This is a genomic window from Rhizobium sp. PK7-22 (assembly GCF_056530405.1).
In genome coordinates this window covers 2660174-2685392 of the sequence record NZ_CP096514.1, presented here as the reverse complement: position 1 = coordinate 2685392, position 25219 = coordinate 2660174, and the positions used below count along the sequence as shown (strand labels likewise).

Genomic DNA, 25219 nt, shown 5'->3' with positions numbered 1-25219 from the left:
ATGCCTTTACGAAAGGGCGTTAGCTGATCTGGTTCGCTCCCGACGCTCCTCTTCATGCGCAGCTTGAGATTGTAATTCAGCGCCTCCGAAGATTTTTGCTCGCACTGCTGTTGCGTGAGTGAAAGCTTTGCACTAGCTTTTTACGGCAACGTTTCAGTGAGGGAGGAGACTCATGTTTACTCGTGCATTTGCAGCCGCTTTGGCGGCTACCGTCGTGCTGCCACTCAGTGCCGCACAGGCTACGGATCTGGAGGTAACCCATTGGTGGACCTCCGGCGGCGAGGCTGCTGCAGTGGCAGAACTTGCCAAGGCGTTTGACGCAACCGGCAACAAATGGATCGACGGCGCCATTGCCGGCGCAGGCAGCACTGCCCGGCCGATCATGATCAGCCGCATCACCGGTGGCGACCCCATGGCCGCCACGCAGTTCAACCACGGCCGTCAGGCGCAGGAACTGGTGGAAGCCGGCCTGATGCGCGACCTGACAGCCGTTGCCGAAGAGGGGAACTGGAAGGACGTCATCAAGCCGGCCAGCCTGCTCGACAGCTGCACCATCGACGGCAAGATCTATTGCGTGCCCCTCAACATCCACTCCTGGCAGTGGCTGTGGCTCTCGAATGCGGCCTTCGAACAGGCTGGCGTCCCGGTGCCTAAGGACTGGAACGAGTTCGTCGCGGCTGCTCCGAAACTGAAGGAAGCTGGTATCCAGCCGCTCGCGCTCGGCGGCCAGGCCTGGCAGGCCGGCGGCCTTTTCGACACGCTCGTCCTCTCTCTGGGCGGTAAGGATGTGTATCAGGCTGTTTATGTCGACAAGGACGCCGACGTGGCAGCCGGGCCGGAAATGGCAAAGGTCTTCGAGGCTGCGGCCCAGGCACGCGACATGGCGGCCGGCAGCAATGTCCAGGACTGGAACCAGGCCACCAACATGGTGATCACCGGCAAGGCCGGCGGTCAGATCATGGGCGACTGGGCGCAGGGGGAATTCCAGATGGCCGGCCAGGTGGCGGGTGAGGATTACAGCTGCCTGCCCGGTCTCGGCGTCAGCCCCTACATCACCACTGGTGGCGATGCCTTCTACTTCCCCGTTCTCGATGACGAGGAAAAGTCGAAAGCGCAGGATGTCCTGGCACAGAGCATGCTCGACCCTGCCACGCAGGTCGCGTTCAACCTCAAGAAGGGCTCGCTGCCCGTTCGCGGTGACGTCGATCTGGCTGCTGCCAACGACTGCATGAAGAAGGGACTGGAGATCGTTGCACAGGGCAACGCCTTGACCAGTACCGATCAACTGCTCTCGGCCGACAGCCAGAAGCAGAAGGAGGACCTCCTGACGGAGTTCTTCGCCAGCACGTCGATGAGCCCGGAAGCCGCCCAGGAGCGTCTTGCGGACATCATTTCCTCGGCTGACTAGTTCCCAAGCGGCCGCAGCCGGCCGGCACTGCTTGCGGTGTCGGCCGGTCTGACCGTTCGCTTTCCGTCTGTTGCGCGTCCGCCAGTTCGCTGACGGAATGCGTCCCAGCGATGTCGCGCTCGAGGAGGACACGACAATGACAGGTCACGCGCCTGCCAAACGCCCCAACCAGCTTTTCCGCAATCTGAATTCCAAGATTGCCTCCATTCCGATGATCCTGATTGCCGTCGGAATCTTCCTGGGAGGCTCTGTCTGGACGATCGTCTATTCGTTCACCAACTCCAAGCTTCTGCCGCGGATGTCCTTCGTGGGACTCGACCAGTACGAGCGGCTCTGGAGCACCTCGCGCTGGATCATCTCGATCCAGAACCTTGCGATCTATGGCATCCTGTCCTTGATCTTCAGCCTGGTGATCGGCTTCATGCTGGCGGCGCTGATGGACCAGAAGATCCGTTTCGAAAGCGCGTTCCGGACGATCTTCCTCTATCCGTTTGCGCTCTCCTTCATCGTCACCGGCCTCGTCTGGCAGTGGATCCTCAACCCCGAGTTTGGCGTGCAGGGCATCGTCCGGTCGCTCGGCTGGCAGAGCTTCACCTTCGATCCGCTCTACAATCCCGATATCGTCATCTACGGCATCCTGATCGCCGGCCTCTGGCAGGGCACGGGGCTCGTCATGTGCCTGATGCTTGCCGGCCTGCGCGGCATCGACGAGGACATCTGGAAGGCGTCGCGCGTCGACGGCATCCCGATGTGGCGGACCTATCTCTTCATCGTCATCCCGATGATGCGGCCGGTGTTCATCACCACGCTCGTCATCATCGCGAGCGGCATCGTCAAGGTCTACGACCTCGTCGTCGCCCAGACCAGCGGCGGCCCGGGCAATGCCTCGGAAGTGCCGGCGAAATACGTCTACGACTACATGTTCCAGGCGCAGAACCTCGGCCAGGGCTTTGCCGCATCGACGATGATGCTGCTGACCGTCGCCATCATCATCATCCCCTGGGCCTATCTCGAGTTCGGAGGCAAGAAGCGTGGCTAACATCTCGACACTCAACACCACCGCTGCCGGTTTCGATGCCGTGGCCACCGATGTCTCCGGACCCCGCGGTCGCCGGCCGAGGCGGACGCTGTCGCGCCGCAACATCATCCTCTACGGCACGCTCTTCATTGCGGCGCTCTACTATCTAGTGCCGCTCTACGTGATGGTCGTCACCTCGCTCAAGGGCATGCCGGAAATCCGCATGGGCAACATCTTCTCGCCGCCGATGGAGATCACCTTCGAACCCTGGGTCAAGGCCTGGTCGGAGGCCTGCACAGGGCTCAATTGCGACGGGCTGTCTCGCGGATTCTGGAATTCCGTGCGGATCCTCGTGCCCTCCGTGGTCGTGTCGATCTTCGTTGCCTCCGTCAGCGGCTATTCGCTGGCCAACTGGCGGTTCAAGGGGTCGGAGCTGTTCTTCTCGATCCTGATCATCGGCGCCTTCATCCCCTACCAGGTGATGATCTATCCGGTCGTCATCGCGCTGCGCGAACTCGGCGTCTACGGCACGCTGACCGGGCTCGTCATCGTCCACACCATCTTCGGCATGCCGATCCTGACGCTGCTCTTCCGCAACTACTTCGCTTCGCTTCCGGTGGAACTGTTCAAGGCGGCGCGCATCGACGGGGCGGGATTCTGGCAGATCTATTTCCGCATCATGCTGCCGATGGCACTACCGATCTTCGTCGTCGCCATGATCCTGCAGGTGACCGGCATCTGGAACGACTTCCTGTTCGGCGTCATCTTCACCCGTCCCGACAGCTATCCGATGACCGTGCAGCTCAACAATATCGTCAACTCCGTCCAGGGCGTGAAGGAGTACAATGTCAACATGGCCGCGACGCTTCTGACGGGCGCCGTCCCCCTGATCGTCTATTTCGTTTCCGGCCGTCTATTCGTCCGCGGCATCGCCGCAGGCGCAGTGAAGGGGTAATTCATGTCCAACAGCGTTCACATCAGCGATCTATCGCTCTCCTTCGGTGCCGTCAGCGTGCTCAAGAACCTCGATCTCGAGGTCCGCGACGGGGAATTCCTCGTGCTGCTTGGCTCCTCTGGCTGCGGCAAGTCCACGCTTCTCAACTGCATCGCCGGCCTCTTGGAGCCGACCGACGGGCAGATCTTCATCAAGGGCAAGAATGTCACCTGGGAAGAGCCGAAGGACCGCGGCATCGGCATGGTGTTCCAGTCCTACGCGCTCTACCCGCAGATGACGGTGGAGAAGAACCTCTCCTTCGGCCTGCAGGTTGCCAAGGTGCCGAAGGAGGATATCGACCGGCGCATCGCCCGCGCCTCCGAGATCCTGCAGATCGAGACGCTTTTGAAGCGCAAGCCGGCGGAGCTTTCCGGCGGCCAGCGGCAGCGCGTTGCGATCGGCCGTGCCCTGGTGCGCGACGTCGACGTCTTCCTGTTCGACGAACCGCTCTCCAACCTCGATGCCAAGCTGCGCTCGGAACTGCGCGTCGAGATCAAGCGGCTGCACCACCAACTGAAGAACACGATGATCTACGTCACCCACGACCAGATCGAGGCGCTGACGCTCGCCGACCGGATCGCGATCATGAAGAGCGGCGTCATCCAGCAGCTCGACGATCCGATGACGATCTACAACCGCCCGGTCAATCTCTTCGTCGCCGGCTTCATCGGCTCGCCGTCGATGAATTTTCTGCGCGGCGAACTGGCGGAGGAGGGTGGCCGCACGGTGTTTCGCACCCATGGCGTCTCGTTCTCGCTCGACGGCTATGACGCGGCAGCCCCGCTCACGCCGGGGCGCAAGGTCGTGCTCGGTCTGCGACCGGAGCACATCCACGTCGATAACCACCCGGTTGGCGCCGAGATGCACGACGCGGTTGTCGACCTCGAAGAGCCTATGGGCGCCGACAACCTGTTGTGGCTGAAGCATGCCGGTCACACGATGTCGGTCCGGATCGGCGGTGCCAAGCGTTTTGCGCCGGGCGCCAAGCTGCAGCTCTCCTTCGACATGTCGGTCGCCTCGCTCTTCGATGCCGAGACGGAAGATCGGATCTGAGACTGCCATGACGATATCGAAGCTTGGTCTCTCCAGCATCTGGCAGCTGTCGTCCGCCGATGGCGCGCAGACGGCCGACATGCCGATCCCGGGTGACGTCCATACCGCACTGAAGGCGGCGGGTATCATTCCGGATCCGTATTTCGGCCGCAACGAGGATCAGGTGCAGTGGGTCGCCGAGCGCGACTGGGTGATCGAGCGCCAGTTCGTCATCGATGATCCCGCCGGCCATTGGCATCTCGACATCACCTATCTCGACACGGTCGCCGTCGTCTTCATCAACGATGTGCCGGTGCTTTCGGCCGACAATTGTTTTCGCCGCTACCGTCCCGACGTATCGGCGGCGTTGCAGCCGGGCGAGAATACGATCCGCGTCCACTTCCATTCCAGCATTGCCGCAGGCGCCGAGCGGCAGGCGCACCAGCCGTTCTACGTTCCGTACCATCCCGGCAATTCGCCGATCGCGAACGGCAACATGCTGCGCAAGCCGCAATGCCATTTCGGCTGGGACTGGAATATCGCCATCGCGCCGCTCGGCCTCTATGGCGAGATCGCGCTGAAGCGGCTCGACACGGCGCGGATCGAGCATGTGGTCACCAGCCAGAGACATGCCGACGGCAAAGTCGAGCTGCATGTCACGGTGACGCTCCATGCCGAAGAACCGGCGGTTGTTCCGGTGCATTTCGATCTCGACGGCGAACGTGTCAGGCTCGATTGCGGCGTTGCGGCCGGCGAGACGATCATCCATCAGGTCTTCGAGATCGAAGAGCCAAGGCTCTGGTGGCCGGCCGGCAGCGGCGAGCAGCACCTCTACCGGCTGACGGTCGAGATTCCGGACGAGCAGGTGACGCGCCAGATCGGCCTGCGGACCGTCGAGCTGATCACCGATCCGGACGAGGCGGGAAGCCGCTTCGCCTTCCGCATCAACGGCCGGGAGATCTTCTGCCGCGGCGCCAACTGGATCCCGGCAGACGCTCTCTTCTCGCTCTCCAGCCCGCAGAAGACGCAAGACCTGCTGCAGTCGGCGGTCGACGCCCACATGAACATGATCCGCGTCTGGGGCGGCGGCTTCTACGAGGCCGACGGGTTCTACGACCTTTGCGACCAGCTCGGCCTGATGGTCTGGCAGGATTTTCAGTTCGCCTGCAACCTCTATCCCTCGACGCCGGACTTCCTCGACGACGTGGCGGAAGAAGTCGATTACCAGGTCCGCCGGCTCGTCTCGCATTCGTCGATCGTGCTCTGGTGCGGCGACAATGAGCTCGTCGGCGCGCTCAACTGGTTCAAGCCGTCGATCGAGAACCGAGACCGCTACCTCGTCTCCTACGACCGCCTCAATCGGACGATCGAGCAGGCGCTGAAGAGGGCGGCACCGGAGGCGATCTGGTGGCCCTCGAGCCCGGCCTCAGGCTATCTCGACTATGGTGACGCCTGGCACGCCGACGGGTCCGGCGACATGCACTACTGGTCCGTCTGGCACGAGAACAAGTCGTTCGACAACTACCGCTCGGTGCGGCCACGCTTCTGCTCGGAATTCGGCTTCCAGTCCTATACCTCGCTGCCGGTCATCCAGACCTATGCCGAGCCGAAGGACATGAACATCGCCTCGCCGGTGATGGAGCACCACCAGAAGAATGCCGGCGGCAACGAGCGAATCGCGGCGACGATGTTCCGCTACTTCCGCTTCCCGAAGGATTTTGCCAATTTCGTCTATCTGAGCCAGGTGCAGCAGGCGCTCGCCATCCGCACCGCGGTCGACTACTGGCGCTCGCTGAAGCCCCACTGCATGGGGACGCTCTATTGGCAGCTCAACGACACCTGGCCGGTCGCTTCATGGTCCAGCCTCGACTACGGCGGGGGCTGGAAGGTCCTGCACTACGCCACCCGACGCTTCTTCCAGCCGGTCGCAGTCGCCGCAATTCCCTCCGAAGATGGCTCGAAAATCGCGATCTCGGTGGTCAACGACACGATGGGGGACGTCACCGTCACCATCAACCTGTCGGCGGTTTCGCTGGATGGGCATCGGACGCCGGTGAAGAGTGTCGAGGCTTTCTGCGCACCGGATGCGGCGGTAACGGCCTTCACCCTGTCCTCAGCCGATCTCGCGCCGGATGCCATCCTGTTCTGGAGCTTTACCGCGACCAATGGCATGGGCGGCGAGGGGCATTATGTGCACGGCACCTATAAGGCCCTTGATCTTGCGCCGGCCGGGCTCGAAATGTCTGTCGCCGAGACCCCCGATGCCGGCGGCTTTGACATTCTCGTCCAGGCGTCGGGGCTCGCGCTCTTCGTGATGGTTGAGAGCGATACCCCCGGGCGCTATTCCGACAATGCTTTCGACCTCGCCGCCGGCGAAAGCCGCCGGATCACCTTCACCCCGTCGGAGCCCGGTCCTGCGGCGCCCGTTTTCCGCATCTACGATCTCTATTCCTGCCAATCGACAGACTGACCCTTTTTTCGAAGACGGGCCGCCGGCCCAGGAGGATGACATGACGAAACTCGGTTTCCAGCTCTACAGTGCGCGCAATTTCCCGCCGCTCGCCGATACGCTTACTGCGCTTGGCAAGGCTGGCTATGCGGAAGTGGAAGGGTATGGTGCCCTCTACGCGACGCTCGACGAAAGCCAGCTGAAGGCGATGAAGGCGGATCTCGACGCCAACGGGCTGACCATGCCGACCGGTCACTTTGGCCTCGACCTTCTGGAGAAGGAGCCGGAACAGGCGCTGCTGATCGCCAGGACGCTCGGCATGGAGGCGATCTACTGCCCGCACATCGCCGCCGATCTGCGCCCGATCGATGCCGCCGGCTGGCATGCCTTCGGTGCGCGTCTGGCAGAGGCCGGCAAGCGCTATCAGGATGCCGGCTACACGTTCGGCTGGCACAATCACGACTTCGAGTTCAAGGCGCTGGCGGACAGCACGACGCCGCAGGAGCAGATCCTCGAAGCGGCGCCAGGCCTCAGCTGGGAAGCCGATATCGCCTGGGTCATCCGCGGCGGTGCCGATCCCTTCGCCTGGATCGAGCGCTACGGCGACCGCATCACCGCCGTCCACGTCAAGGACATCGCGCCGGCCGGTGAAAATGCGGACGAGGACGGCTGGGCGGATGTCGGCCACGGCACTGTCGACTGGAAGGGGCTGATGGCGGCGTTGCGCAAGACGCCGGTGAAGCACTACGTCGTCGAGCACGACAATCCCAACGACCTGGAACGGCTGATTTCCCGCTCCATCGAAGCCTTCAAGACTTACTGACATTCCAGCATTCGGAGCCCCATCATGGCCAAGGAACTCGGCGTCGGCATCATCGGATGCGGCAATATCTCCATCACCTACCTGGCGCTGGCGCCGTTGTTCAAGGGCATCCAGATGCTCGCCTGCGCCGACCTCAACCGCAGTGCCGCGGAACTGAGGGCAGAAGAATACGGCGTCGTGGCGCAGTCCATCGACGAACTGCTTGCCAATGACGAACTCGACGTCATCGTCAACCTGACGATCCCGGACGCGCATTTTGCCGTCTCCAAGGCAATCCTTGAAGCCGGGAAGCATGTCTACTCGGAAAAGCCGCTGGTTCTCTCGCTCGAGGAGGGCGAGGAACTGCGGCGGATCGCCAAGGCGAAGAACCTGTCGATCGGCTGCGCTCCGGATACCTTCCTCGGCGGCGCCCATCAGCTCGCCCGCAAGTATATCGATGAAGGTGGCGTCGGCCGCATCACGTCTGGCACCTGCCACGTGATGAGCCCGGGCATGGAGATGTGGCACCCCAACCCCGGCTTCTTCTTCCTCAAGGGCGGCGGGCCGATCCTCGACCTCGGGCCCTATTACGTCGCCAACCTGATCAACCTGATCGGCCCGGTAAAGCGCGTCGGCGCCTTAACCTCGATGGCAAACCCCACCCGCACCGTCACCAGTCAGCCGCTGGCCGGAACGAGAATCCCGGTCGAAACGCCGACCAACATCCACGCGCTGCTCGAATTTGCCAGCGGCGCGACGATCACGATGTCGGCGAGCTGGGATGTCTGGTCGCACCGGCACGCCAACATGGAGCTCTACGGCACCGAAGGCTCCCTCTATGTACCCGATCCGAACTTCTTTGGTGGCCTCGTCGAGGCGTCCGGCCGCGACAAGGACATCAAGCCGCTGCCGGAATGGGATCATCCCTTCTCCAAGGCCAACCAGGAGCATGCCAACGGCCCGCGGGCTAACTATCGTGCGGCAGGCCTTGCGGACATGGCGATGGCGCTGATCGAGAAGCGCGATCCGCGCTGCTCGCTCGACCGCTCGCTGCACGGCATCGACGTCCTGACCTCGATCCTGAAGTCCGGCGAGGAGGGGCGGTTCATCGACATGACGACGACCTGCACCCAGCCGGAGCCGCTCGGCATCGACGAGGCGCTGGCACTGCTGCGCTGATCCGCTAAGTATGCGTGCGGGCCGCTTGCGCCCGCACGCATTTTTCATGGACAAGGAGGATGTCATGGCCTGGCAACCGGCAGAAGACCGTTATTCGAAGATGAAGTACAACCGCTGCGGCCACTCGGGGCTGAAGCTGCCGGCGATCTCGCTCGGTCTCTGGCACAATTTCGGCGACGATACCCCGCATGAGCGCAAGCAGGCGATCTGCCGCAAGGCTTTCGACCTCGGCATCACCCATTTCGATCTCGCCAACAATTACGGCCCGCCCGGCGGCAGCGCGGAGACTGCCTTCGGCGAGATCCTGCGCACCGATTTTGCCGGCTACCGGGACGAGCTGATCATCTCCTCCAAGGCCGGCTACAACATGTGGCCGGGTCCCTATGGCGAATGGGGCAGCCGCAAGTATCTGATCTCCTCCTGCGACCAGAGCCTCAAGCGCATGGGGCTCGACTATCTCGACATCTTCTACTCGCACCGCTTCGATCCCGACACGCCGCTCGAAGAGACCTGCGGCGCGCTCGACCAGATCGTCCGGTCGGGCAGGGCACTCTACGTCGGGATCTCCTCCTATAATTCGCAGCGCACCCGCGAGGCGATGGCGATCCTGAAGGAGCTCGGCACGCCGATCCTGATCCATCAGCCGAGCTATTCGATGATCAACCGCTGGATCGAGGACGACGGTCTCCTCGATACGCTCGACGATCTCGGCATCGGCTCGATCGTCTTCTCGCCGCTCGCCCAGGGCATGCTGACCTCCAAATATCTGGGGGGAATTCCGGAGGACAGCCGGGCGGCACAGGGCAAGTCGCTGCGGCCGGCCTTCCTCAACGAGCGCAATGTCGAAAACCTGCGGGCGCTCAACGCCATCGCCGAAAAGCGCGGCCAGACACTGGCGCAGATGGCGCTCGCCTGGGTGCTGCGCGGCGGTCGCGTCACCACGGCGCTGATCGGCGCCAGCCGGCCGGAGCAGGTGGAGGATTGCGTCAAGGCGCTGGAGAAGCCGGACTTCACGACAGAGGAGTTGGCCGAGATCGATCGTCACGCCGGCGAGGCGGACATCAATCTCTGGGCAGCATCGGCCGAGCGCGAGGGGCCTTCGCGCTAGAACCGACAACTTGAGCGCCTGATGGCTGCCCTTCATCCCCCTGCCGGGACCTTCTCCCCGCATGCGGGGAGAAGGATGTTGGAGCGGGCGCCTTGCCACACTCGCCTTCTCCCCGTGCAACGGGGAGAAGGTCCCGTCAGGGGGATGAGGGGCTTATCGATGAATTCTTTGGAGGAGAGACACCATGATCCGCAACCCGATCCTGCCGGGCTTCAATCCCGACCCGTCGATCTGCCGTGTGGGCGACGACTACTACATCGCCACGTCGACGTTCGAGTGGTATCCGGGTGTGCAGATCCATCACTCCAAGGATCTGGTCAACTGGACTTTGGTGCGCCGGCCGCTGGAGCGGGCAAGCCAGCTCGACATGCGCGGCAATCCCGACAGCTGCGGCGTCTGGGCGCCGTGCCTCTCTTATGCCGACGGGCTGTTCTGGCTGGTCTACACCGACGTCAAGCGGATGGACGGCAACTTCAAGGACGCGCACAACTACATCGTCACCTCGCCGACGATCGAGGGCGACTGGTCTGAGCCGATCTATGTCAATTCCTCCGGCTTCGATCCGTCGCTCTTCCACGACGACGACGGCCGCAAGTGGTTCCTCAACATGCAGTGGAACCATCGCACCGAAAGCTACGGCGGCGCGCCGAAGCACCCGGCCTTCGACGGCATCCTGATGCAGGAGTGGGATGCGGAGACGAAGTCGCTGACGGGGCCGATCAAAAATATCTTCGCCGGCAGTCCTCTCGGTCTCGTCGAGGGCCCGCATCTCTTCAAGCGCAACGGCTGGTATTATCTCACGACTGCCGAAGGCGGCACCGGTTACGACCATGCCGTCACGATGGCCCGCGCGCGCGCCATCGACGGGCCGTATGAGATGCATCCCGACCGGCATCTGATCACGTCCAAGGACGCGCCGGATGCCGTGCTGCAGCGGGCAGGGCACGGCCAGTATGTCGAGACGCCGGACGGCCAGGCCTATCATACCCATCTCTGCGGCCGGCCGATGCCGCCTCAGCGCCGCTGCACGCTCGGCCGCGAGACGGCGCTGCAGAAATGCGTCTGGAAGGATGACGACTCTATCTTGCGCAGGGTGGCGTCGTGCCGGACGTCGACGTTCCGGCGCCGACCGATGCCGATCCCGCCGAACAGCCGGCGCGGATCGAGACCCGCTTTACCCCCGGCTCGCTGCCGGTGGACTTCCAGTGGCTGCGCACGCCGCAACCGGAGCGGATCTTCAGTCTCTCGGAACGGCCTGGCCATCTGCGGCTCCACGGGCGCGAAAGCATCGGCTCCTGGTTCGAGCAGGCGCTCGTCGCGCGCCGGCAGGAGCATCATGCCTTCCGTGCCGAGACGACCGTCGAATTTGACCCAGACACCTACCAGCAGGTGGCCGGGCTGACCCATTACTACAACCGTCACAAGTTCCATTCGCTCGTGGTGACGCTGCATGAAAAGCTCGGCCGCGTCGTGACGATCTTCTCCTGCCCGGGCGACTTCCCCCATGGCCGGATGAGCTTTCCGGCAGACAGCGGCGTCGCCGTACCCGAGGGGGCACTCGACCTTGCGATGGACATCCGCGACAACGACCTGCAGTTCTTCTGGAGGCCAGCCTCCGGCGGTGAGTGGCAGGTGATCGGTCCGGCGCTCGATGCCGGCGTCATCTCCGACGAGGGCGGGCGCGGCGAGCACGGCTCCTTCACCGGAGCCTTTGCGGGAATGTTTGCCTTCGACACCTCCGGCCGTGCCCGCGTCGCAGATTTCAGCCGCTTCGTCTATGAGCGGCTCGATCGGTGATGCGGAATATGAGCAGGTGGGAATAAGGCACTGCGATCATTACATAAGTGTAATCTAAAACTCATCTGGCGTTCATCGGCGAAGGCCTAGCGTCCTCCTCGTCAGCAACACGAGGAGACACACCATGAGAAAGTTCGTCAGCATCCTGATTGCCGCCACGGTCCTTGCCGCTCCGATAGCACAGGCCCGCGACAGCCACCACGATACCAATCGCGGCCGTCAGGTCGAGCGCCACGTCACGGTCGAGAAGAAGGTGGTGGTCGAGAAGCGCCGCTGGAACAAGGGGCATCGGCTGTCGTCGGCGGAACGCCGGCAACTGCGCAACGTCAGCGACTACCGTCGCTACCGCCTGTCAGCACCGCCGCGCGGTTATCGTTGGGTACAGGTGGACAACCAGTTCCTGCTGATCGGCGTCACGTCCGGCATCATCTCCAGCATCATCGCTGCCCGGTGACATGCCGGAACGAGATATCCACGAAAAAGGGCGGCCTGCGCCGCCCTTTCATCCTGTTTCTGAGCAAGCCGCCTCAAGCGCCTGACAGGCAGGTCTTCAGGTTCGTCGCGATCGACCGCATCAGCTCGAAATAGAGGTCGGGGCCCTCCGTCAGCGTTGCGCCTTCCGGGTCGAGCGTGCCGGAGCGGGCGTTCGTTCCTTCGGTGACCACCTGGATCAGCTTCGGCTCGAATTGCGGCTCGGCGAAGACGCAGGTCGCGTCTAGCGCCTTTACCTTCTCATGGATTTCCTGCACCCGTTCGGCGCCCGGCATGACTTCCGGACTAACGGTGACCGAACCTGCGATGCGCACCCCGTAATGCGCCTCGAAATACTGATAGGCGTCGTGGAACACGAGGAAGGCCTTGTCCTTCACGGGCGCCACCGTCTCGGCGATCTCCGTGTCCAGCGCGTCGATCTTCGTGTTCAGGGCCTCGAGATTGGACGCGTAGGCCGCGGCATTGTCCGGATCGGCTTCGGCCAGTGCCCTCTCGATTGCGGTCGCCATCGCCTTGGCATTCGTCGGGTCTAGCCACAGGTGCGTATCAAAGGTGCCGTGATCATGGTGCTCGTCTTCGCCGGCCTCGTGGGCGTGGTCATCATGGGCGTGCTCGTGGCCGGCCTCCGCCGTCTCCTCATGCGCATGCTCCCCCTCGGCATGGTCTTCGTGCTCATGCCCCTCATGCCCCTCATCATGGGCTTCAAAGGCGCCTCCTTCGCGGAAGGGCAGCTTGGTCAGGCCGTCCGCATCGTCGAGCTCGACGACCTTGGCGTCCGATGCCAGAGCCTGCAGCGGCTTCTCCAGGAAGGCTTCCATGCCCGGCCCCATCCAGAAGACCATGTCGGCGCCTTCCACGGCGCGGGCATTGGAGGGCTTCATGGTGAAGGTGTGCGGCGAGGCTGCGCCCTCGACGATCAATGCCGGCTCGCCGACGCCCTGCATGATGGCCGCGACCAGCGAATGGATCGGCTTGATCGAGACGACCACGTCGGGTGCGGCCGAAGCGGCTGTGGCGCCGAAAAGGATGGAAGATGCCAGGAGGAAGGCGGGGGTTTTCATCACTGCGTCCTTGTTGTGCGCTTGTTTTCGATCGTAATGTTATTACATCAATTGCGTTATGCTATAACGTGTGTCATAGCCTCAGGCAACAGGGCTCCAGAAAAAGATGCTGATGGATACCAAGGCCGGTCCGCAGGGCCGAAATCAACTCGTCGAGCTCCGGCAGGCCGGGATCCGCCGCAGCGGACGTTGGCTTGTGCGCGGCGTTGATTTCTCCATCGCCCGCGGCGAAATCCTGACGCTGATCGGCCCGAATGGCGCGGGCAAGTCGACGACGGCCAAGCTCGTCACCGGCGTCCTGCGTGCCGATGAGGGCGCGGTCCAGCGCGCCGAGGATCTGCGCATCGGCTATGTCCCCCAGAAGCTCTCCATCGACTGGACAATGCCGCTGACGGTGCGTCGGCTGATGCGCCTGACCGGCGGTCTTGCCAACGATGATCTGACGGATGCGCTTTCGGCAACCGGCATCGCCCACCTCGTGGATGCCGAGGTGCGCCATCTCTCTGGCGGCGAATTCCAGCGGGCGCTTCTTGCCCGAGCGATTGCGCGCAAGCCCGATCTGCTTGTGCTCGACGAGCCGGTGCAGGGCGTGGATTTCGCCGGCGAGACGGCCCTCTACGACCTCATCCGCGACATCCGCACCTCTACCGGATGCGGCATCCTGCTGATCTCGCACGACCTTCACATGGTCATGGCCGGCACGGATACGGTGATCTGCCTCAACGGCCATGTCTGCTGCCGCGGCACCCCCGAGGTGGTCAGCCGCAGCGAGGACTACCAGCGCCTATTCGGCGGCAATGCCGGGGGACTTGCCGTCTACAGCCACCGTCACGACCATACCCATCTGGACGACGGGCGGGTGATGCACGGAGACGGATCTATCACCGACCATTGTCACCCCGGCGACGGGCACCACGACCACGCCCATCATCAGGAACACGACCACGCCCATCACGGTCACAATCATCACGATCACGATCATCATGGGCACCATGGCCAGGACCATGCCACGCCAGCCGGGGAGGGGAACCGCCGTGCTTGACGACTTCTTCATCCGCGCCCTGGTGGCCGGCATCGGGGTTGCGCTGACGACCGGCCCCCTCGGATGTTTCGTCGTCTGGCGGCGAATGGCTTATTTCGGCGATACGATGGCGCATTCGGCGCTGCTCGGCGTCGCCATTTCGCTGCTCTTCGACCTCAACCTGCTGCTCAGCGTGTTTGCTGTGGCGGTGGCGGTCTCTCTGCTTCTGCTGTTCCTGCAGCGACGCCAGGCGCTCTCTGCCGATGCGCTTCTCGGCATCCTGTCGCATTCGACGCTGGCAATCGGCCTCGTCCTTGTCGCCTTCATGAGCTGGGTGCGAATCGACCTCATGGCCTTCCTGTTTGGCGACATCCTGGCGGTGACCCGCGAAGACATTGCGCTGATCTGGGGCGGCGGCCTCGTCGTCCTCGCTGCCGTCGTCTGGCTCTGGCGACCGCTCGTCGCCTCCACGGTCAGCGAGGACATCGCCGAGGCGGAGGGGCTGAAGCCGGAGCGGGCGCGGCTTCTGTTCATGCTTCTGATGGCGCTCGTCATCGCGATCTCGATGAAGATCGTCGGCATCCTGCTGATCACCGCTCTCCTCATCATTCCCGCAGCCACGGCGCGTCGATTTTCAATCAGTCCCGAACGCATGGCGGTTTTCGCGTCACTGTTCGGATCGCTGGCGGTTGTCGGAGGGTTGTTCGGATCCCTACATTACGATACGCCGTCCGGGCCCTCCATCGTCGTTGCCGCGCTGCTGCTCTTCATCCTCAGCCTTCTGCCGGGCACTCGGGGGAACCGGGCCGAGGCGGTCGCCAACAGAGGAGTGCGCCCATGATAGCGCCCGCTTTGACCAAGAACCAGACGCTGGTATTCGATGTGCTGTCGCACTCGGATGCACCGCTCAGTGCCTATACGATCCTCGACAAACTGCGCGATCAAGGGTTTCGCGCACCGCTGCAGGTGTACCGGGCGCTCGACAAGCTGCTCGAACGGGGCATGATCCATCGGCTGGAAAGCCTGAATGCCTTTGTCGCCTGTGCCCATCAGGAGAAGGCCTGTTGCGGGGCTCACGGCCATGGAACGGTCGCTTTCGCCATATGCGAGAGCTGCGGCCACGTCGTGGAGTTCCATGACCACGCGGTCGATCACCGGCTCGACGACTGGACCAGGCAGCGCAAGTTCAAGCCGGCGAAGACGACGATCGAAATCCGCGGCCTTTGCGAGACCTGCGCCACGTAGCTGCCTGCCAGCGACGGCAGGGGCAGAGACTGAGGGTCTCTCGTGCGTCAATTGATAAACCTTGCGTTTTCCGCCAAATTGGCGCAAGGTTAATTGTCAGCAGCCGGATCAAGGGCGCTGTTGCTCCGGGGTTCACAGCCCTGGCCCCAACGAAAGGAGGACAGATGTCTTCCGACCTTAACCTTTACAGCCTGTCCCGTAATCTCGCTGGCATCAGCGGCTTCGGTTACCGCGAAAATATCCAGGATCGACAGGACCGTCACTCCGCGCAGTCATCGATCTGGGCAAGCCAACGCGTCGATGTTTCCGCAACAGGGCCTCGAATCGCACTTCCGCTGTCCGATACATTCATTCTCGGAAAGCTGGGCGGAAGCCCGGTCCCTTCGATTCTCTGAACAAAACGCTTCTGTCTCCGCTGGTGGCGGAGCGTCCGCGGCCGATGTCTTCTCGGTCTCCGGGGGAGCAGCGCGCGAACGACCATTCAACACGACATCATCAGGAGGGCCAGATGGCCAAGGGTCAGGCAAAAAGCAACAAAGAAGTTCGAAAGCCTAAGAAGGACAAGAGCGCTGCAACTGCCGTTGCCGCTCAGGGTTCGCAGGTTAAATTTGCCAATAGCACGAGCGACTTTGGGAAGAAGAAGTAGGCTCGTTTCACGCCAGCCGTGGCAGCCTGTTATCGATGGTCGCCAGGTTCGTTCAGCGCCGCCTTGCACGCGGCGCCGACCACCACCACATAACACTCATGTTTCGCTCTCAGGTTGGCGTTGCCAATTCTGAATGAACCAAATGCATGGTTCTGCAGTCTACGAAACTTACGACTCCGCGCGATGCGGAGATCAATGCAGGCCTCGCCAATTGCGGGCCTCACTTGGATCTTGGGATACACTTATGACCGACATTACCCGCCATTCGGCGGAAAGCCTGTTCCGTCGCCCGGCAGCCGAAGGCTCCAATGCGGCCAAGCTCGAAGAAGTTCGTGCTCGGCAGACGCTCAGGAGCCGCGAGCGCAAGCCAGCGGAACGGCAGGAACGTCTTGAAAGGCGTACGCAAAGCTCTGGCGACGGCGTGTTCAGCAAGAAGGAGCCGATCCATGCGGACGTTTGATTACAACGCCAGTGCCGGGCTTTACCCTTGCAAGACGGTGAAGCGGACAAGCCGGCTTCGCTATCGCAGGTTCGATTCGGTCGCAGAGGCGCTTCGCTTCGCGATGGAAGACATGCCGTCGGGGCTGCTTCGCGGATCTGTGCTTGAGGTGGAAGAAGCGCGTTATGACGGCCAGCAGATGCAAAGGCTCTACGAATCGGAGGCCTATCCGCTTCCCCGACGCAGCATCTAGGAATACCGAGCGGGCACGCCGCTCGGACGACCGCTGCCCGGGAGTCCTGATAGGACGTCTCGAGAGCACCACGCCGGATGTGTCCATCGGTCTCTCAAAACAAAAAAGTTGACCTGAGGCAGCTGGGCGCGTATAGAAAGACCTCGATACTTTGTTTGCGATATTTGTTTTTGATGCGCTTTGCGCTCCGTAACGAACTTCCTTCTCTCAAAAGTCGAAAACTCCGTTGGGCGTCGCTCAGCGGTGATCAATGTTGCTAAGAAAGGGTTCGTTATGGCCACTGGCACAGTTAAATGGTTCAACGCCACTAAGGGCTTCGGCTTCATTCAGCCTGACGACGGTAGCGCCGACGTCTTCGTTCACATCTCTGCCGTAGAGCGTGCAGGCATGGGCTCGATCGTTGAAGGCCAGAAGCTCGCGTTCGAACTTGAGCGCGACAACAAGTCGGGCAAGATGTCCGCAGGCCAGCTTCGCGCTGCCTAAAGCTTTGGCTGCCGATGACCACGAATGTACTGGCATGGCGGCAATGAGTTTCGAAAGGCCAGGCGCAAGTCTGGCCTTTTTGCGTTCGCCAATCTCAGTGGGGCGGTGATCTGCATCGGCTCCTCCCGAAAGAGGCGGGGCTAAGTGAGCTAATCTAACATTATCCAAAGGAACATCTGTTGAAACACCCTAACGATAACGGCTTTGCTGAACGCCGCACGACGGCTGCAGAAGCGAAGCGAAAGCTTCTGGCAAAGTTCGCATCGGCTCCAAAGGCCACCGATCCTGAAATGCAGGAAAAGCTGGCTGCTCGCGAAGCAGTAAGCGCCGCCCGCGAAGCACGTCGTGCGGAACGCGAAGCGCAGAAGGCAGCGGAGAACGAGCGGTTGCTGGCCGAGGCAGGTGCTCAGGCGGCCGCGGCCGAGGCCGAGGAAAAGGCTGCTGCCGAAGCCCGTCAGGCCGAGGTTGCCGACCGCGTTTCGCGCGTGGTGGCAGACGAAGCAGCCCGCAAGGCGGAACGTGACCGCCGCTATGCTGCCCGCAAGGCACGCAACTCCTGATCCATTGCTGTTGCGCCCGCGTGTCGGGCGCAATCAACCATTCTGGCAGACAGCTGCCGATCCATAGAATATCGGAAAATTTAACATGAACGCCCGCGTCCAGACATCTGCGCCAGCCTCCGACGACAATGCCGGAGCATGGTTGAAGATTCTCGCGTCTTATCGTCAGCCCGATGTTGGCCGCAGTACATTCGAGCTCGTTGTCACGATCGTGCCTTTTGCGGTTTTCTGGGCAGTCGCCTATTTCTCCCTTGCCTACGGCTTCTGGATCGGGCTCCTGGCCATCGTCCCGGCCGGTGCAGCTCTTCTGAGGCTGTTCATGATCCAGCATGACTGCGGTCATGGCTCCTTCTTCGGCCGCCGCAAGCTCGACGACTGGACCGGGCGAGTCCTTGGTGTGCTGACACTTACGCCCTATGACTACTGGCGCCGGGCGCATGCCGCCCATCATGCGACGGCAGGCAATCTTGACGAGCGCGGTATCGGTGACATCACCACCCTGACAATCGAAGAGTATCATGGTCTTTCCATCTTCGGGCGGCTCGGATACCGTCTTTACCGGCACCCGCTCGTGATGTTTGGCATTGGACCAGCCTGGCTGTTTCTCTTCAAGCAACGGTTGCCGTTCGGGATGATGAAGTCCGGAGCGCAGCCCTGGGTTTCAACCATGTCGACTAACCTTGCTGTCGCGGTTCTGTCCGGCCTGATGATCTGGGCTATAGGCGTCGTGCCTTTCCTCGTCATTCACCTGCCGATCGTTCTTCTGGCGGGCGCTGCCGGCATCTGGCTCTTCTACGTGCAGCATCAGTTTGAAGAAACGCATTGGTCGGCCGGCGAGGACTGGAAGTTTCCGCAAGCCGCCTTGCATGGGGCTTCGCATTACGATCTGCCGCCGGTGCTGCGCTGGATCACCGGGAATATTGGCATTCACCACATTCACCACCTGGCCAGCCGTATTCCCTATTACCGGCTGCCGGAGGTGCTGCGTGACCACCCGCAGCTGGCTGATATCGGCCGCATCACCATCCGTGACAGCCTTCGTTGCGTGAAGCTCGTCCTTTGGGACGACCAGCGCCAGAAGCTTGTTTCCTTCCGCGATGCAGCCCAGATGTCTGCGGCTCGCGCCTAACCGACTGCTTCGGCTGGCCGTTACGATCGCCGTACGGCCATAACCGATCCGACTGACGAAAGACGAGAACATGATTGAACTAACGCCGACCCAGATCCGCGGCCTCAAACTTGCCAAGGACGGCGATGTCTATCCGCAGGTCGGAAAGAAGTGGACGCACCTCAATGCGGAAATTACCTACGCGAGGACCGACCGTTTCAAGGAGCGACCACAGAAGATCAAGTTCCTGACGACCACGACGCTAACGGAGCTGCGCGAGCACGGGTTGTTGAAGCCGGTTGATCCAGACGTCGCTCCTGAGGAATCGGCACATGGCATCACCATGGCCGGCAAGATCCTGCTTCTCAAGATCAAGTAGAACCTGCTGAAAAGCCCTTGCCCCGTTGTCGTCCTGCGACAAGGGGGCACTCGTGTTCAGACCGGACGCAGCTCCTGTGCAAACAGCTTCCATCGCTCGACGTAGTGTGCGGCTGATCTTTTCAGCGCTGCCACTGCCGCGTCGTCCAGCAGGCGGACGGCTTTCGCGGGAGAACCGACGATCAGTGAATTGTCAGGAAAAACCTTTCCTTCGGTGACGAGCGCATTGGCGCCCACGAGGCAGTTGTTGCCGATCCGCGCGCCATTGAGAATGGTGGCGCCCATGCCGATCAGCGAGTTTTCGCCGATTGTGCAGCCATGGATGATGGCGTGGTGACCGATGGTGCAGCCTTGGCCGATGCTGACGGGGAAATCAAGGTCGTTGTGGATCATCACCCCTTCCTGGATATTGGTGCCGGCGCCGAGCAGGATCGGCTCGTTATCGCCGCGCAAGACAGCACCGAACCAGATCCCGACGTCCTCACCGATATCGACGTCGCCGATCACGGTGGCATTCGGAGCAACCCAGTAACGGCCGGGGGCAGGGGTTTTCGGCGCAAGCTCGCCGAGAGCGTAGAGCGGCATGTTTTCTCCTTCCTTGGTGCGACCGGGGCATGCTGCCGACGCGGTTGCCGATACTAGCGCTTCCGTCAGCTTTGGCAAAACTAGCGATGACGCCGCACTTGTTGTATGAGCGACGCGAACGAAAGGTAGTCGATGTACGCTGATGCCCTGAAGAATGGCCGCAAGATCTTCGCCGTCGCACCTATGATCGACTGGACGGACCGGCACTGCCGGTATTTCCATCGGCAGATGAGCGATCATGCGCTGCTGTACACCGAGATGGTGGTTGCCGATGCCATCATTCACGGGCCACGGGACCGGTTGCTGTCGTTCTCGCCGGCGGAGCATCCGGTGGCACTGCAGGTGGGGGGATCCGATTCCGGCAAGCTTGCGGAGGCGGTGAGGATCGCCAGCGATTACGGATATGACGAGATCAACCTCAATGTCGGCTGCCCTTCGGACCGGGTTCAGTCGGGTACGTTCGGCGCGTGCCTGATGCGCACACCGGAGCTCGTCGCCGATTGTGTATCCGCCATGAAGGCAGTGGCCTCCGTGCCGGTGACGGTCAAGTGCCGCATCGGTGTGGACGACCAGGAGCCGGAGGCGGTGCTGCCGGATTTCCTGGCACGGGTGGTCGGGGCCGGGGCGGACGCCATCTGGATCCATGCCCGCAAGGCCTGGCTGCAGGGGCTGTCACCCAAGGAAAATCGCGACATCCCGCCGCTCGACTATGCGCTCGTTTACCGGATGAAGCAGGAAAATCCGGACGTGTTCCTGGGTATCAACGGGGGCATTACGGACCTGGAGCAGGCTGGCGAACATCTGGCACGGATGGATGGAGTGATGCTGGGCCGCGCCGCCTATCAGAATGCCGGACTTCTGGCCGAAGTCGACGAAAGAGTTTTTGGCGCTCCCCACCGGGAGACAGACTGGCTGGCGATCCGCGACTCGATGAAAACCTATGCAGAGGGTGTCATGACGTCAGGGGGACGGTTGAACCATATCACCCGTCACATGGTCGGCCTCTTCCAGGGACTTTCCGGCGCACGGCGGTATCGGCAGATCCTGTCGACGGAGTCGACGAAGCCGGGCGCAGGGCCGGAGGTTATCGACGCAGCCTTCGCCGCGGTCGATGTTGCGGCAGGGCCAAAGCATCAGGCGGCAGAGCAGCGTCAGGTTGGCTGAGGGCGGAGAAGCGACCGCAGGTCAATCCGGCCGGATCCCATGTTTGGAACCATCCGGCGCGACAATTGTTATTCCATTGTCCTCTTCACGGCAAAGGAGCCTAACATGACCAAGCGTATGCTTTCCATCCTTCTTCTCTCCGCGGCCTTCCCGCTGGGTGCCTATGCGCAGACGAACGATGGCGCTGCTACAATCGCTCCTGCCGCACCTGGTGCCGCGCAGGAAGGTACAATGACCAACGATACCAACGCCGCCGGAACGACTGCTGCACCGATGGGTCAGTCCTCAGATGCGAGCAGCATGACTGAAGGTCCGTTCGTGACCGTTCCGGAAACCGGCGCATGGCGCGTCAGCGATTTCCAGGGCAAGGCAGTCTACGGCACCGATGGCGAAAGCATCGGTGAGATCAACGACGTGCTTGTCAGCCAGGACGGCTCCGTCAACGCCGTGATCATCGGCGTCGGCGGCTTCCTCGGTATCGGCGAAAAAGACGTCGCGGTCGACATGACCGCTCTCGAGCTCGGCCCAGGTGCAACCCAGGCTGAAGCCGATCAGGCCGCTTCGACGATGAACGACGACGTCTCGGCTGAAACGACCGCCGCGACGGACACCACGGCTACCGCGCCAGCTACTGGCACCGCCACGACCGGCACGGGTACAGCCATGACCAACGATACCGCTGCCACCGGCAACACGACCACCGGCACCGGTATGCCTGCCACCGGCAATGACGCCCAGATGGCCGCCAACACCGGCGGAGAAACCATCGAGATCGGCGAAGACGGTCTTCCGGATCGTATCGTTCTCAACGTTACCCGCCAGCAGCTTGAAGACGCACCTGCGTTTGAAGGCGTTCGCGGCGAGATGCAGGAATAATTACGACTTATCGCATCGGTAAAGTCTCGACTTCGGCCCCCGCAGTTTTCTGCGGGGGCCTTCTTGCATCCCGTTCTGCAGTAAACGCGTAGGATTCAGGGGCTGTTCACAAGTGCCAATATCAATTGGTGGACGGCTCCGCCCTCTGTCAGTTCAACCTGGTCAAAGGCGCGGCTCTGCGCCACGCGCTCGTCGGAGAATTGCTTCAGTCGCGCCTGCAGCGTCTGGCGAACCTTCGTGCACTTGGGATCCTTCTCCTCCCTCAGTCCCCGACTGAAGGTCTCGATGCCGCGCACCATGTCGATGATCTGCCTGCCATGCACCCGCTCGTGCTTCTCCACCCCCTCGACGAACCGTTGCCATTTTTCGCCGACCGCACCGGTGAGGTTTTTCGACGCCTTCGGCAGGGTATAGGTGATTACGAGTTTCGGCTTGGCGACGGCGAGAACACAGGCACCGTCCGGCTGCGGGCGATAATCACGGGTCCATGTGAGTTTGAAGGTGGTGATCGCCACCGCCTGGCCGACCCCGGCAGCAGGACCCCGCTCGCCGATCGAGCGGTAGAGGTCGATTCCGGTACTGCCGCTGACGGCATAGGGCCGGACTTCCTCGACCGGCTGCCACACGGATGCGGGGGGCAACGGCGCAGGTGGAAAGCCGCTCTCCGTCGCGCGGGCAGGGGCCGCGATGAGGGCTGCCAACAGAGGCGCAGCGAAGAGGGCGGCAGCGGGATGGCGGGGCTGGAGGTACGGGTGTGTGTCGTTCATGGCAAACCCTAGGATGGAGCGGCTTTCAGGGGAAGGGGCTGCCATAGCCGAAATGTCTTTTCTGACTGGGCTTGGCCGATGTCATGGCCGGAGAAGCGCTGTCTAGCGACAGACGTCGGATCGGGATCGTCTGGCAGCACACCACAGGCGCGAACGGCGATGCCATGGTGGACCGGAAGATGGGATTTGGAGCTGCTTTGCATGGACGTGAAGGATGCGCATCGGCCTTCCCTGCAATGCCGACGATTTCAACGCAGCCGCTCCTGCGGTGCGGCTCAGCGCGCTTCTCGGTCGACTGCCGGTGCGGCTTAAGGGTTCAGGACAGCAGCCAGGATATGCCGCCACCCAGCACAACGAACACGGCGACGATTGCGACGAATCGACCAGTGCCCGATTGCGAATCGGTATCGAATAATTTGTCCCAGAAAGCGTTCTTGTTTTGGTGTTCCATCGATCTCTCCTGTCGTCGATACAGTCTTTGCGAATAGCGCCTCGGACTGCGCTGTCAATGGAAAGGTGACGGGCAGGGAAAGGAGACCATCGATATGGGATTACAGCAACGAATGGATTTGCAGCAGCATGTGGCGCCTGTCGTGGAACCTCAGCTCTTGCGACCACGCTTCTTGGGTGATTCGGACGGAGCGGGCTGGGACAGGCGCAGTGCTTTCAGCTTTTCCGTCTTCTTCTCGCGCTCGGTCGTCTCGGCGTCGAGAATGTCACGGACAACGGAATTTGTCTGCTCAGCCTTTGCTTGAGCGGACATCTTTGCCGGCTTGAAGAATTCGTCCTTGGTCGCGGTCATGGCATGCTCCTCTGCATGAACGGTGAACGCGGCCGCTAGGGCCGCGTCGTGATAGCGTCAGCGGGCGGGACGACCGGCGACGATCTTCTTCTTTGGCATTGGCAGCAGGCCTTCGCGCTGCATCTGCTTGCGCGCCAGCTTGCGCTGCCGGCGGATGCCTTCCGCCTTCTCGCGAGCCCGCTTCTCAGAAGGCTTTTCGTAGGCAGTGCGTGCCCGAATTTCGCGGAACAGACCTTCACGCTGCATCTTCTTCTTCAAGACGCGCAGTGCCTGATCAACATTGTTGTCTCTGACGAGTACCTGCAAAAATAGCTCCTTTCCGGCCATCGGCCGTCACTTCTTGATCCGAATCGCCTTCGGATCGACCCAGGAGAATGTCGCTGGAGGGGAAGCGGGTCTTCCTTGTCCCTTCAGCTCGGTTGAAACCAGACAATCAATCTCAGTTTCGATGATGCGCCAGCCGAAATGTCGTTTTCGAACAGAACGCGTGTATTGTGTAGGCTCTGCGCCTCCGGCAACACTGAGTCAATGGAAAGATGCGGATGCCCCGCCTTTGTGGGCCGGTGCCGCTCTTCAGACCATATTCGCCGAAGAAATCGAACGGCGATGGAATGCCGGACTTCTCATGCGCAAAAACAAAAGGTCGGGACTGCTCCCGACCTCCATTATCACTGCCTCGTCGCGCCAGTACATCCGTGGTTGCGCGTGGCAATGAAAACCTTAAGCAGCCTGCAGGTTGTCTGCAGAGCTCTTGCCGGAGCGCTTGTCCTGGACGATGTCGTAGCTGATTTTCTGACCTTCGGTCAGGCCACGCATGCCAGCGCGCTCAACAGCCGAAACATGAACGAAAACGTCCTGGCTGCCGTTGTCGGGCTGGATGAAACCAAAACCCTTGGTGCTGTTGAACCACTTTACAGTACCTGTGTTCATCACGATAATCCTTGTAATCGCTGTGGGCCCGGTCTTAGAGACCGATCTGAAAATCGACGATGACGAGGAAATCTGAAACAGCCGTATTCTGGCTACAAAAGTCGCTAGCAAAGTTCGATAGCGTTAACATAGCGCCAAAACTCCACAAGACAAGTCCCGACGGTAAATAAATGCCGAAAGCTCCGCCGGGGATGAACGCGTTGTCTGCTGCGCTCGCCGTCACCGCAAGTTGATGCCGCGCCAGGCGGATGCATCGCTTTAGTACGACGAAAGACGCTTTAGTAGAAGCTGCATTTCCGGCTTCGGAGACAAGGCGGGCGGATTTGACTTCAGCAAGTCACGATCCGTCATGCCAGACTTATACCAGTCTATGAGAGCAGAAGCGACCTCGATCGCGCGATCGTCGGAATGGTCCACGTGATGCTCCTCGCACCAGGCATCCAAGAACCTTTGAAGAAGATCGAGGTCGTCAGATTTCAGCGCAACTTCCGAATTGCTTGTACCTTTATTTAGCATGACTGCCCCAATATTCATGACGACGACCGAGGTCGCGACTGATCGTGCCGATCGATATTATAACCTACAGTTTGTGGCTTGTGCAGGGCTTGCTAATATACATGCA

At 61.7% G+C, this 25219-nt stretch carries 29 protein-coding genes and 1 pseudogene; 23 read left to right on the top strand and 7 right to left on the bottom strand.

What is annotated here, in order from left to right; translation table 11 throughout:
* Positions 1-172: 172 nt before the first annotated feature.
* The 10 genes and pseudogenes from M1E10_RS17895 (at position 173) to M1E10_RS17850 (ending at position 12241) form a co-directional block, all read left to right on the top strand.
* A complete protein-coding gene (locus M1E10_RS17895) occupies positions 173-1408 on the top strand; it encodes an ABC transporter substrate-binding protein (RefSeq protein ID WP_499174155.1) in 1236 nt (411 codons plus the stop codon).
* A gap of 136 nt (positions 1409-1544) precedes the next feature.
* The gene (locus tag M1E10_RS17890; protein ID WP_499174154.1) at positions 1545-2447 is read left to right on the top strand and encodes a carbohydrate ABC transporter permease; all 903 of its coding nucleotides are present in this window, start codon (positions 1545-1547) and stop codon (positions 2445-2447) included.
* Positions 2440-3381 (top strand): carbohydrate ABC transporter permease, encoded by a 942-nt coding sequence (locus M1E10_RS17885; RefSeq protein WP_499174153.1) that lies wholly within the window; start codon positions 2440-2442, stop codon positions 3379-3381. The genes M1E10_RS17890 and M1E10_RS17885 overlap by 8 nt, the downstream gene beginning before the upstream one ends.
* 3 nt (positions 3382-3384) lie before the next feature.
* Positions 3385-4473 (top strand): ABC transporter ATP-binding protein, encoded by a 1089-nt coding sequence (locus M1E10_RS17880; RefSeq protein ID WP_499174152.1) that lies wholly within the window; start codon positions 3385-3387, stop codon positions 4471-4473.
* Between the two features lie 7 nt (positions 4474-4480).
* On the top strand, positions 4481-6922 hold the full coding sequence (locus M1E10_RS17875) for a beta-mannosidase (RefSeq protein WP_499174151.1): 2442 nt from the start codon (positions 4481-4483) through the stop codon (positions 6920-6922).
* A 40-nt stretch (positions 6923-6962) separates the two neighbouring features.
* The gene (locus M1E10_RS17870) at positions 6963-7724 is read left to right on the top strand and encodes a sugar phosphate isomerase/epimerase family protein (RefSeq protein ID WP_499174150.1); all 762 of its coding nucleotides are present in this window, start codon (positions 6963-6965) and stop codon (positions 7722-7724) included.
* 24 nt (positions 7725-7748) lie between these two features.
* Entirely contained in the window at positions 7749-8882 is a 1134-nt protein-coding gene (locus M1E10_RS17865) for a Gfo/Idh/MocA family protein (RefSeq protein WP_499174149.1), read from the top strand.
* 64 nt (positions 8883-8946) lie between these two features.
* Positions 8947-9990 carry an aldo-keto reductase family protein gene (gene mgrA, locus M1E10_RS17860; protein WP_499174148.1) on the top strand — a complete coding sequence of 348 codons (1044 nt, stop codon included), beginning with the start codon at positions 8947-8949 and terminating at the stop codon, positions 9988-9990.
* Positions 9991-10174: 184 nt separating this feature from the next.
* Positions 10175-11787: pseudogene (locus M1E10_RS17855) on the top strand (glycoside hydrolase family 43 protein).
* A gap of 124 nt (positions 11788-11911) precedes the next feature.
* Positions 11912-12241 (top strand): RcnB family protein, encoded by a 330-nt coding sequence (locus tag M1E10_RS17850; protein WP_499174147.1) that lies wholly within the window; start codon positions 11912-11914, stop codon positions 12239-12241.
* A 73-nt stretch (positions 12242-12314) separates the two neighbouring features.
* Here the strand turns inward: M1E10_RS17850 and znuA are convergent, their stop codons facing one another.
* A complete protein-coding gene (gene znuA, locus M1E10_RS17845; RefSeq protein ID WP_499174146.1) occupies positions 12315-13340 on the bottom strand; it encodes a zinc ABC transporter substrate-binding protein in 1026 nt (341 codons plus the stop codon).
* A gap of 106 nt (positions 13341-13446) precedes the next feature.
* Here znuA and M1E10_RS17840 point away from each other — a divergent pair, with 106 nt between their 5' ends.
* The 11 genes from M1E10_RS17840 (at position 13447) to M1E10_RS17790 (ending at position 19474) form a co-directional block, all read left to right on the top strand.
* The gene (locus M1E10_RS17840) at positions 13447-14382 is read left to right on the top strand and encodes an ATP-binding cassette domain-containing protein (RefSeq protein ID WP_499174145.1); all 936 of its coding nucleotides are present in this window, start codon (positions 13447-13449) and stop codon (positions 14380-14382) included.
* A complete protein-coding gene (gene znuB, locus M1E10_RS17835) occupies positions 14375-15202 on the top strand; it encodes an ABC transporter permease (RefSeq protein ID WP_499174144.1) in 828 nt (275 codons plus the stop codon). The genes M1E10_RS17840 and znuB overlap by 8 nt, the downstream gene beginning before the upstream one ends.
* Complete coding sequence (locus M1E10_RS17830) at positions 15199-15606, top strand: Fur family transcriptional regulator (protein ID WP_499174143.1); 408 nt, start codon at positions 15199-15201, stop codon at positions 15604-15606. Before znuB ends, M1E10_RS17830 begins: the two co-directional genes overlap by 4 nt.
* A 164-nt stretch (positions 15607-15770) precedes the next feature.
* Positions 15771-16001: a hypothetical protein gene (locus tag M1E10_RS17825; protein ID WP_499174142.1), complete on the top strand. Its 231-nt coding sequence runs from the start codon at positions 15771-15773 to the stop codon at positions 15999-16001.
* A 113-nt stretch (positions 16002-16114) separates the two neighbouring features.
* On the top strand, positions 16115-16252 hold the full coding sequence (locus M1E10_RS17820) for a hypothetical protein (RefSeq protein ID WP_499174141.1): 138 nt from the start codon (positions 16115-16117) through the stop codon (positions 16250-16252).
* 244 nt (positions 16253-16496) lie between these two features.
* On the top strand, positions 16497-16712 hold the full coding sequence (locus M1E10_RS17815; RefSeq protein WP_499174140.1) for a hypothetical protein: 216 nt from the start codon (positions 16497-16499) through the stop codon (positions 16710-16712).
* Positions 16699-16944, top strand: coding sequence for a hypothetical protein (locus tag M1E10_RS17810; protein ID WP_499174139.1), 246 nt, complete (start codon positions 16699-16701; stop codon positions 16942-16944). Before M1E10_RS17815 ends, M1E10_RS17810 begins: the two co-directional genes overlap by 14 nt.
* Positions 16945-17217: 273 nt before the next feature.
* Positions 17218-17427, top strand: coding sequence for a cold-shock protein (locus M1E10_RS17805; RefSeq protein WP_029618094.1), 210 nt, complete (start codon positions 17218-17220; stop codon positions 17425-17427).
* Positions 17428-17606: 179 nt separating this feature from the next.
* The gene (locus M1E10_RS17800) at positions 17607-17987 is read left to right on the top strand and encodes a DUF6481 family protein (RefSeq protein WP_499174138.1); all 381 of its coding nucleotides are present in this window, start codon (positions 17607-17609) and stop codon (positions 17985-17987) included.
* Between the two features lie 85 nt (positions 17988-18072).
* Positions 18073-19116, top strand: coding sequence for a fatty acid desaturase (locus M1E10_RS17795; RefSeq protein WP_499174137.1), 1044 nt, complete (start codon positions 18073-18075; stop codon positions 19114-19116).
* Between the two features lie 70 nt (positions 19117-19186).
* Positions 19187-19474 carry a hypothetical protein gene (locus M1E10_RS17790; RefSeq protein WP_499174136.1) on the top strand — a complete coding sequence of 96 codons (288 nt, stop codon included), beginning with the start codon at positions 19187-19189 and terminating at the stop codon, positions 19472-19474.
* A 56-nt stretch (positions 19475-19530) separates the two neighbouring features.
* Here M1E10_RS17790 and M1E10_RS17785 read toward each other — a convergent pair whose 3' ends face one another.
* Positions 19531-20058 (bottom strand): gamma carbonic anhydrase family protein, encoded by a 528-nt coding sequence (locus M1E10_RS17785; protein ID WP_499174135.1) that lies wholly within the window; start codon positions 20056-20058, stop codon positions 19531-19533.
* A 132-nt stretch (positions 20059-20190) separates the two neighbouring features.
* On the opposite strand from M1E10_RS17785, the gene dusA reads away from it, so the two are divergent.
* On the top strand, positions 20191-21222 hold the full coding sequence (gene dusA / locus M1E10_RS17780) for a tRNA-dihydrouridine(20/20a) synthase DusA (protein WP_499174134.1): 1032 nt from the start codon (positions 20191-20193) through the stop codon (positions 21220-21222).
* Positions 21223-21327: 105 nt separating this feature from the next.
* The gene (locus M1E10_RS17775; protein ID WP_499174133.1) at positions 21328-22098 is read left to right on the top strand and encodes a PRC-barrel domain-containing protein; all 771 of its coding nucleotides are present in this window, start codon (positions 21328-21330) and stop codon (positions 22096-22098) included.
* Positions 22099-22193: 95 nt separating this feature from the next.
* Here the strand turns inward: M1E10_RS17775 and M1E10_RS17770 are convergent, their stop codons facing one another.
* The 5 genes from M1E10_RS17770 to M1E10_RS17750 all read right to left on the bottom strand — a co-directional run bounded on the left by M1E10_RS17770 (position 22194) and on the right by M1E10_RS17750 (position 24597).
* Complete coding sequence (locus M1E10_RS17770; protein WP_499174132.1) at positions 22194-22865, bottom strand: DUF922 domain-containing Zn-dependent protease; 672 nt, start codon at positions 22863-22865, stop codon at positions 22194-22196.
* 316 nt (positions 22866-23181) lie between these two features.
* On the bottom strand, positions 23182-23316 hold the full coding sequence (locus tag M1E10_RS17765; RefSeq protein ID WP_499174131.1) for a hypothetical protein: 135 nt from the start codon (positions 23314-23316) through the stop codon (positions 23182-23184).
* Between the two features lie 150 nt (positions 23317-23466).
* The gene (locus M1E10_RS17760; protein ID WP_499174130.1) at positions 23467-23667 is read right to left on the bottom strand and encodes a hypothetical protein; all 201 of its coding nucleotides are present in this window, start codon (positions 23665-23667) and stop codon (positions 23467-23469) included.
* A gap of 57 nt (positions 23668-23724) precedes the next feature.
* Positions 23725-23973, bottom strand: coding sequence for a 30S ribosomal protein S21 (gene rpsU / locus M1E10_RS17755; RefSeq protein ID WP_029618103.1), 249 nt, complete (start codon positions 23971-23973; stop codon positions 23725-23727).
* A gap of 414 nt (positions 23974-24387) precedes the next feature.
* The gene (locus tag M1E10_RS17750) at positions 24388-24597 is read right to left on the bottom strand and encodes a cold-shock protein (protein WP_029618104.1); all 210 of its coding nucleotides are present in this window, start codon (positions 24595-24597) and stop codon (positions 24388-24390) included.
* Positions 24598-25219: the final 622 nt, after the last annotated feature.

Excerpts from the sequence above, each read along its gene's own strand:
- M1E10_RS17895 (WP_499174155.1), top strand. The coding sequence starts at position 173 with ATGTTTACTCGTGCATTTGCAGCCGCTTTGGCGGCTACCGTCGTGCTG.
- M1E10_RS17890 (WP_499174154.1), top strand. The coding sequence starts at position 1,545 with ATGACAGGTCACGCGCCTGCCAAACGCCCCAACCAGCTTTTCCGCAAT.
- M1E10_RS17880 (WP_499174152.1), top strand. The coding sequence starts at position 3,385 with ATGTCCAACAGCGTTCACATCAGCGATCTATCGCTCTCCTTCGGTGCC.
- M1E10_RS17875 (WP_499174151.1), top strand. The coding sequence starts at position 4,481 with ATGACGATATCGAAGCTTGGTCTCTCCAGCATCTGGCAGCTGTCGTCC.
- M1E10_RS17870 (WP_499174150.1), top strand. The coding sequence starts at position 6,963 with ATGACGAAACTCGGTTTCCAGCTCTACAGTGCGCGCAATTTCCCGCCG.
- M1E10_RS17865 (WP_499174149.1), top strand. The coding sequence starts at position 7,749 with ATGGCCAAGGAACTCGGCGTCGGCATCATCGGATGCGGCAATATCTCC.
- mgrA (WP_499174148.1), top strand. The coding sequence starts at position 8,947 with ATGGCCTGGCAACCGGCAGAAGACCGTTATTCGAAGATGAAGTACAAC.
- M1E10_RS17850 (WP_499174147.1), top strand. The coding sequence starts at position 11,912 with ATGAGAAAGTTCGTCAGCATCCTGATTGCCGCCACGGTCCTTGCCGCT.
- znuA (WP_499174146.1), bottom strand. The coding sequence starts at position 13,340 with ATGAAAACCCCCGCCTTCCTCCTGGCATCTTCCATCCTTTTCGGCGCC.
- M1E10_RS17840 (WP_499174145.1), top strand. The coding sequence starts at position 13,447 with ATGCTGATGGATACCAAGGCCGGTCCGCAGGGCCGAAATCAACTCGTC.
- M1E10_RS17830 (WP_499174143.1), top strand. The coding sequence starts at position 15,199 with ATGATAGCGCCCGCTTTGACCAAGAACCAGACGCTGGTATTCGATGTG.
- M1E10_RS17825 (WP_499174142.1), top strand. The coding sequence starts at position 15,771 with ATGTCTTCCGACCTTAACCTTTACAGCCTGTCCCGTAATCTCGCTGGC.
- M1E10_RS17820 (WP_499174141.1), top strand. The coding sequence starts at position 16,115 with ATGGCCAAGGGTCAGGCAAAAAGCAACAAAGAAGTTCGAAAGCCTAAG.
- M1E10_RS17815 (WP_499174140.1), top strand. The coding sequence starts at position 16,497 with ATGACCGACATTACCCGCCATTCGGCGGAAAGCCTGTTCCGTCGCCCG.
- M1E10_RS17810 (WP_499174139.1), top strand. The coding sequence starts at position 16,699 with ATGCGGACGTTTGATTACAACGCCAGTGCCGGGCTTTACCCTTGCAAG.
- M1E10_RS17805 (WP_029618094.1), top strand. The coding sequence starts at position 17,218 with ATGGCCACTGGCACAGTTAAATGGTTCAACGCCACTAAGGGCTTCGGC.
- M1E10_RS17795 (WP_499174137.1), top strand. The coding sequence starts at position 18,073 with ATGAACGCCCGCGTCCAGACATCTGCGCCAGCCTCCGACGACAATGCC.
- M1E10_RS17790 (WP_499174136.1), top strand. The coding sequence starts at position 19,187 with ATGATTGAACTAACGCCGACCCAGATCCGCGGCCTCAAACTTGCCAAG.
- M1E10_RS17785 (WP_499174135.1), bottom strand. The coding sequence starts at position 20,058 with ATGCCGCTCTACGCTCTCGGCGAGCTTGCGCCGAAAACCCCTGCCCCC.
- dusA (WP_499174134.1), top strand. The coding sequence starts at position 20,191 with ATGTACGCTGATGCCCTGAAGAATGGCCGCAAGATCTTCGCCGTCGCA.
- M1E10_RS17775 (WP_499174133.1), top strand. The coding sequence starts at position 21,328 with ATGACCAAGCGTATGCTTTCCATCCTTCTTCTCTCCGCGGCCTTCCCG.
- M1E10_RS17770 (WP_499174132.1), bottom strand. The coding sequence starts at position 22,865 with ATGAACGACACACACCCGTACCTCCAGCCCCGCCATCCCGCTGCCGCC.
- M1E10_RS17765 (WP_499174131.1), bottom strand. The coding sequence starts at position 23,316 with ATGGAACACCAAAACAAGAACGCTTTCTGGGACAAATTATTCGATACC.
- M1E10_RS17760 (WP_499174130.1), bottom strand. The coding sequence starts at position 23,667 with ATGACCGCGACCAAGGACGAATTCTTCAAGCCGGCAAAGATGTCCGCT.
- M1E10_RS17750 (WP_029618104.1), bottom strand. The coding sequence starts at position 24,597 with ATGAACACAGGTACTGTAAAGTGGTTCAACAGCACCAAGGGTTTTGGT.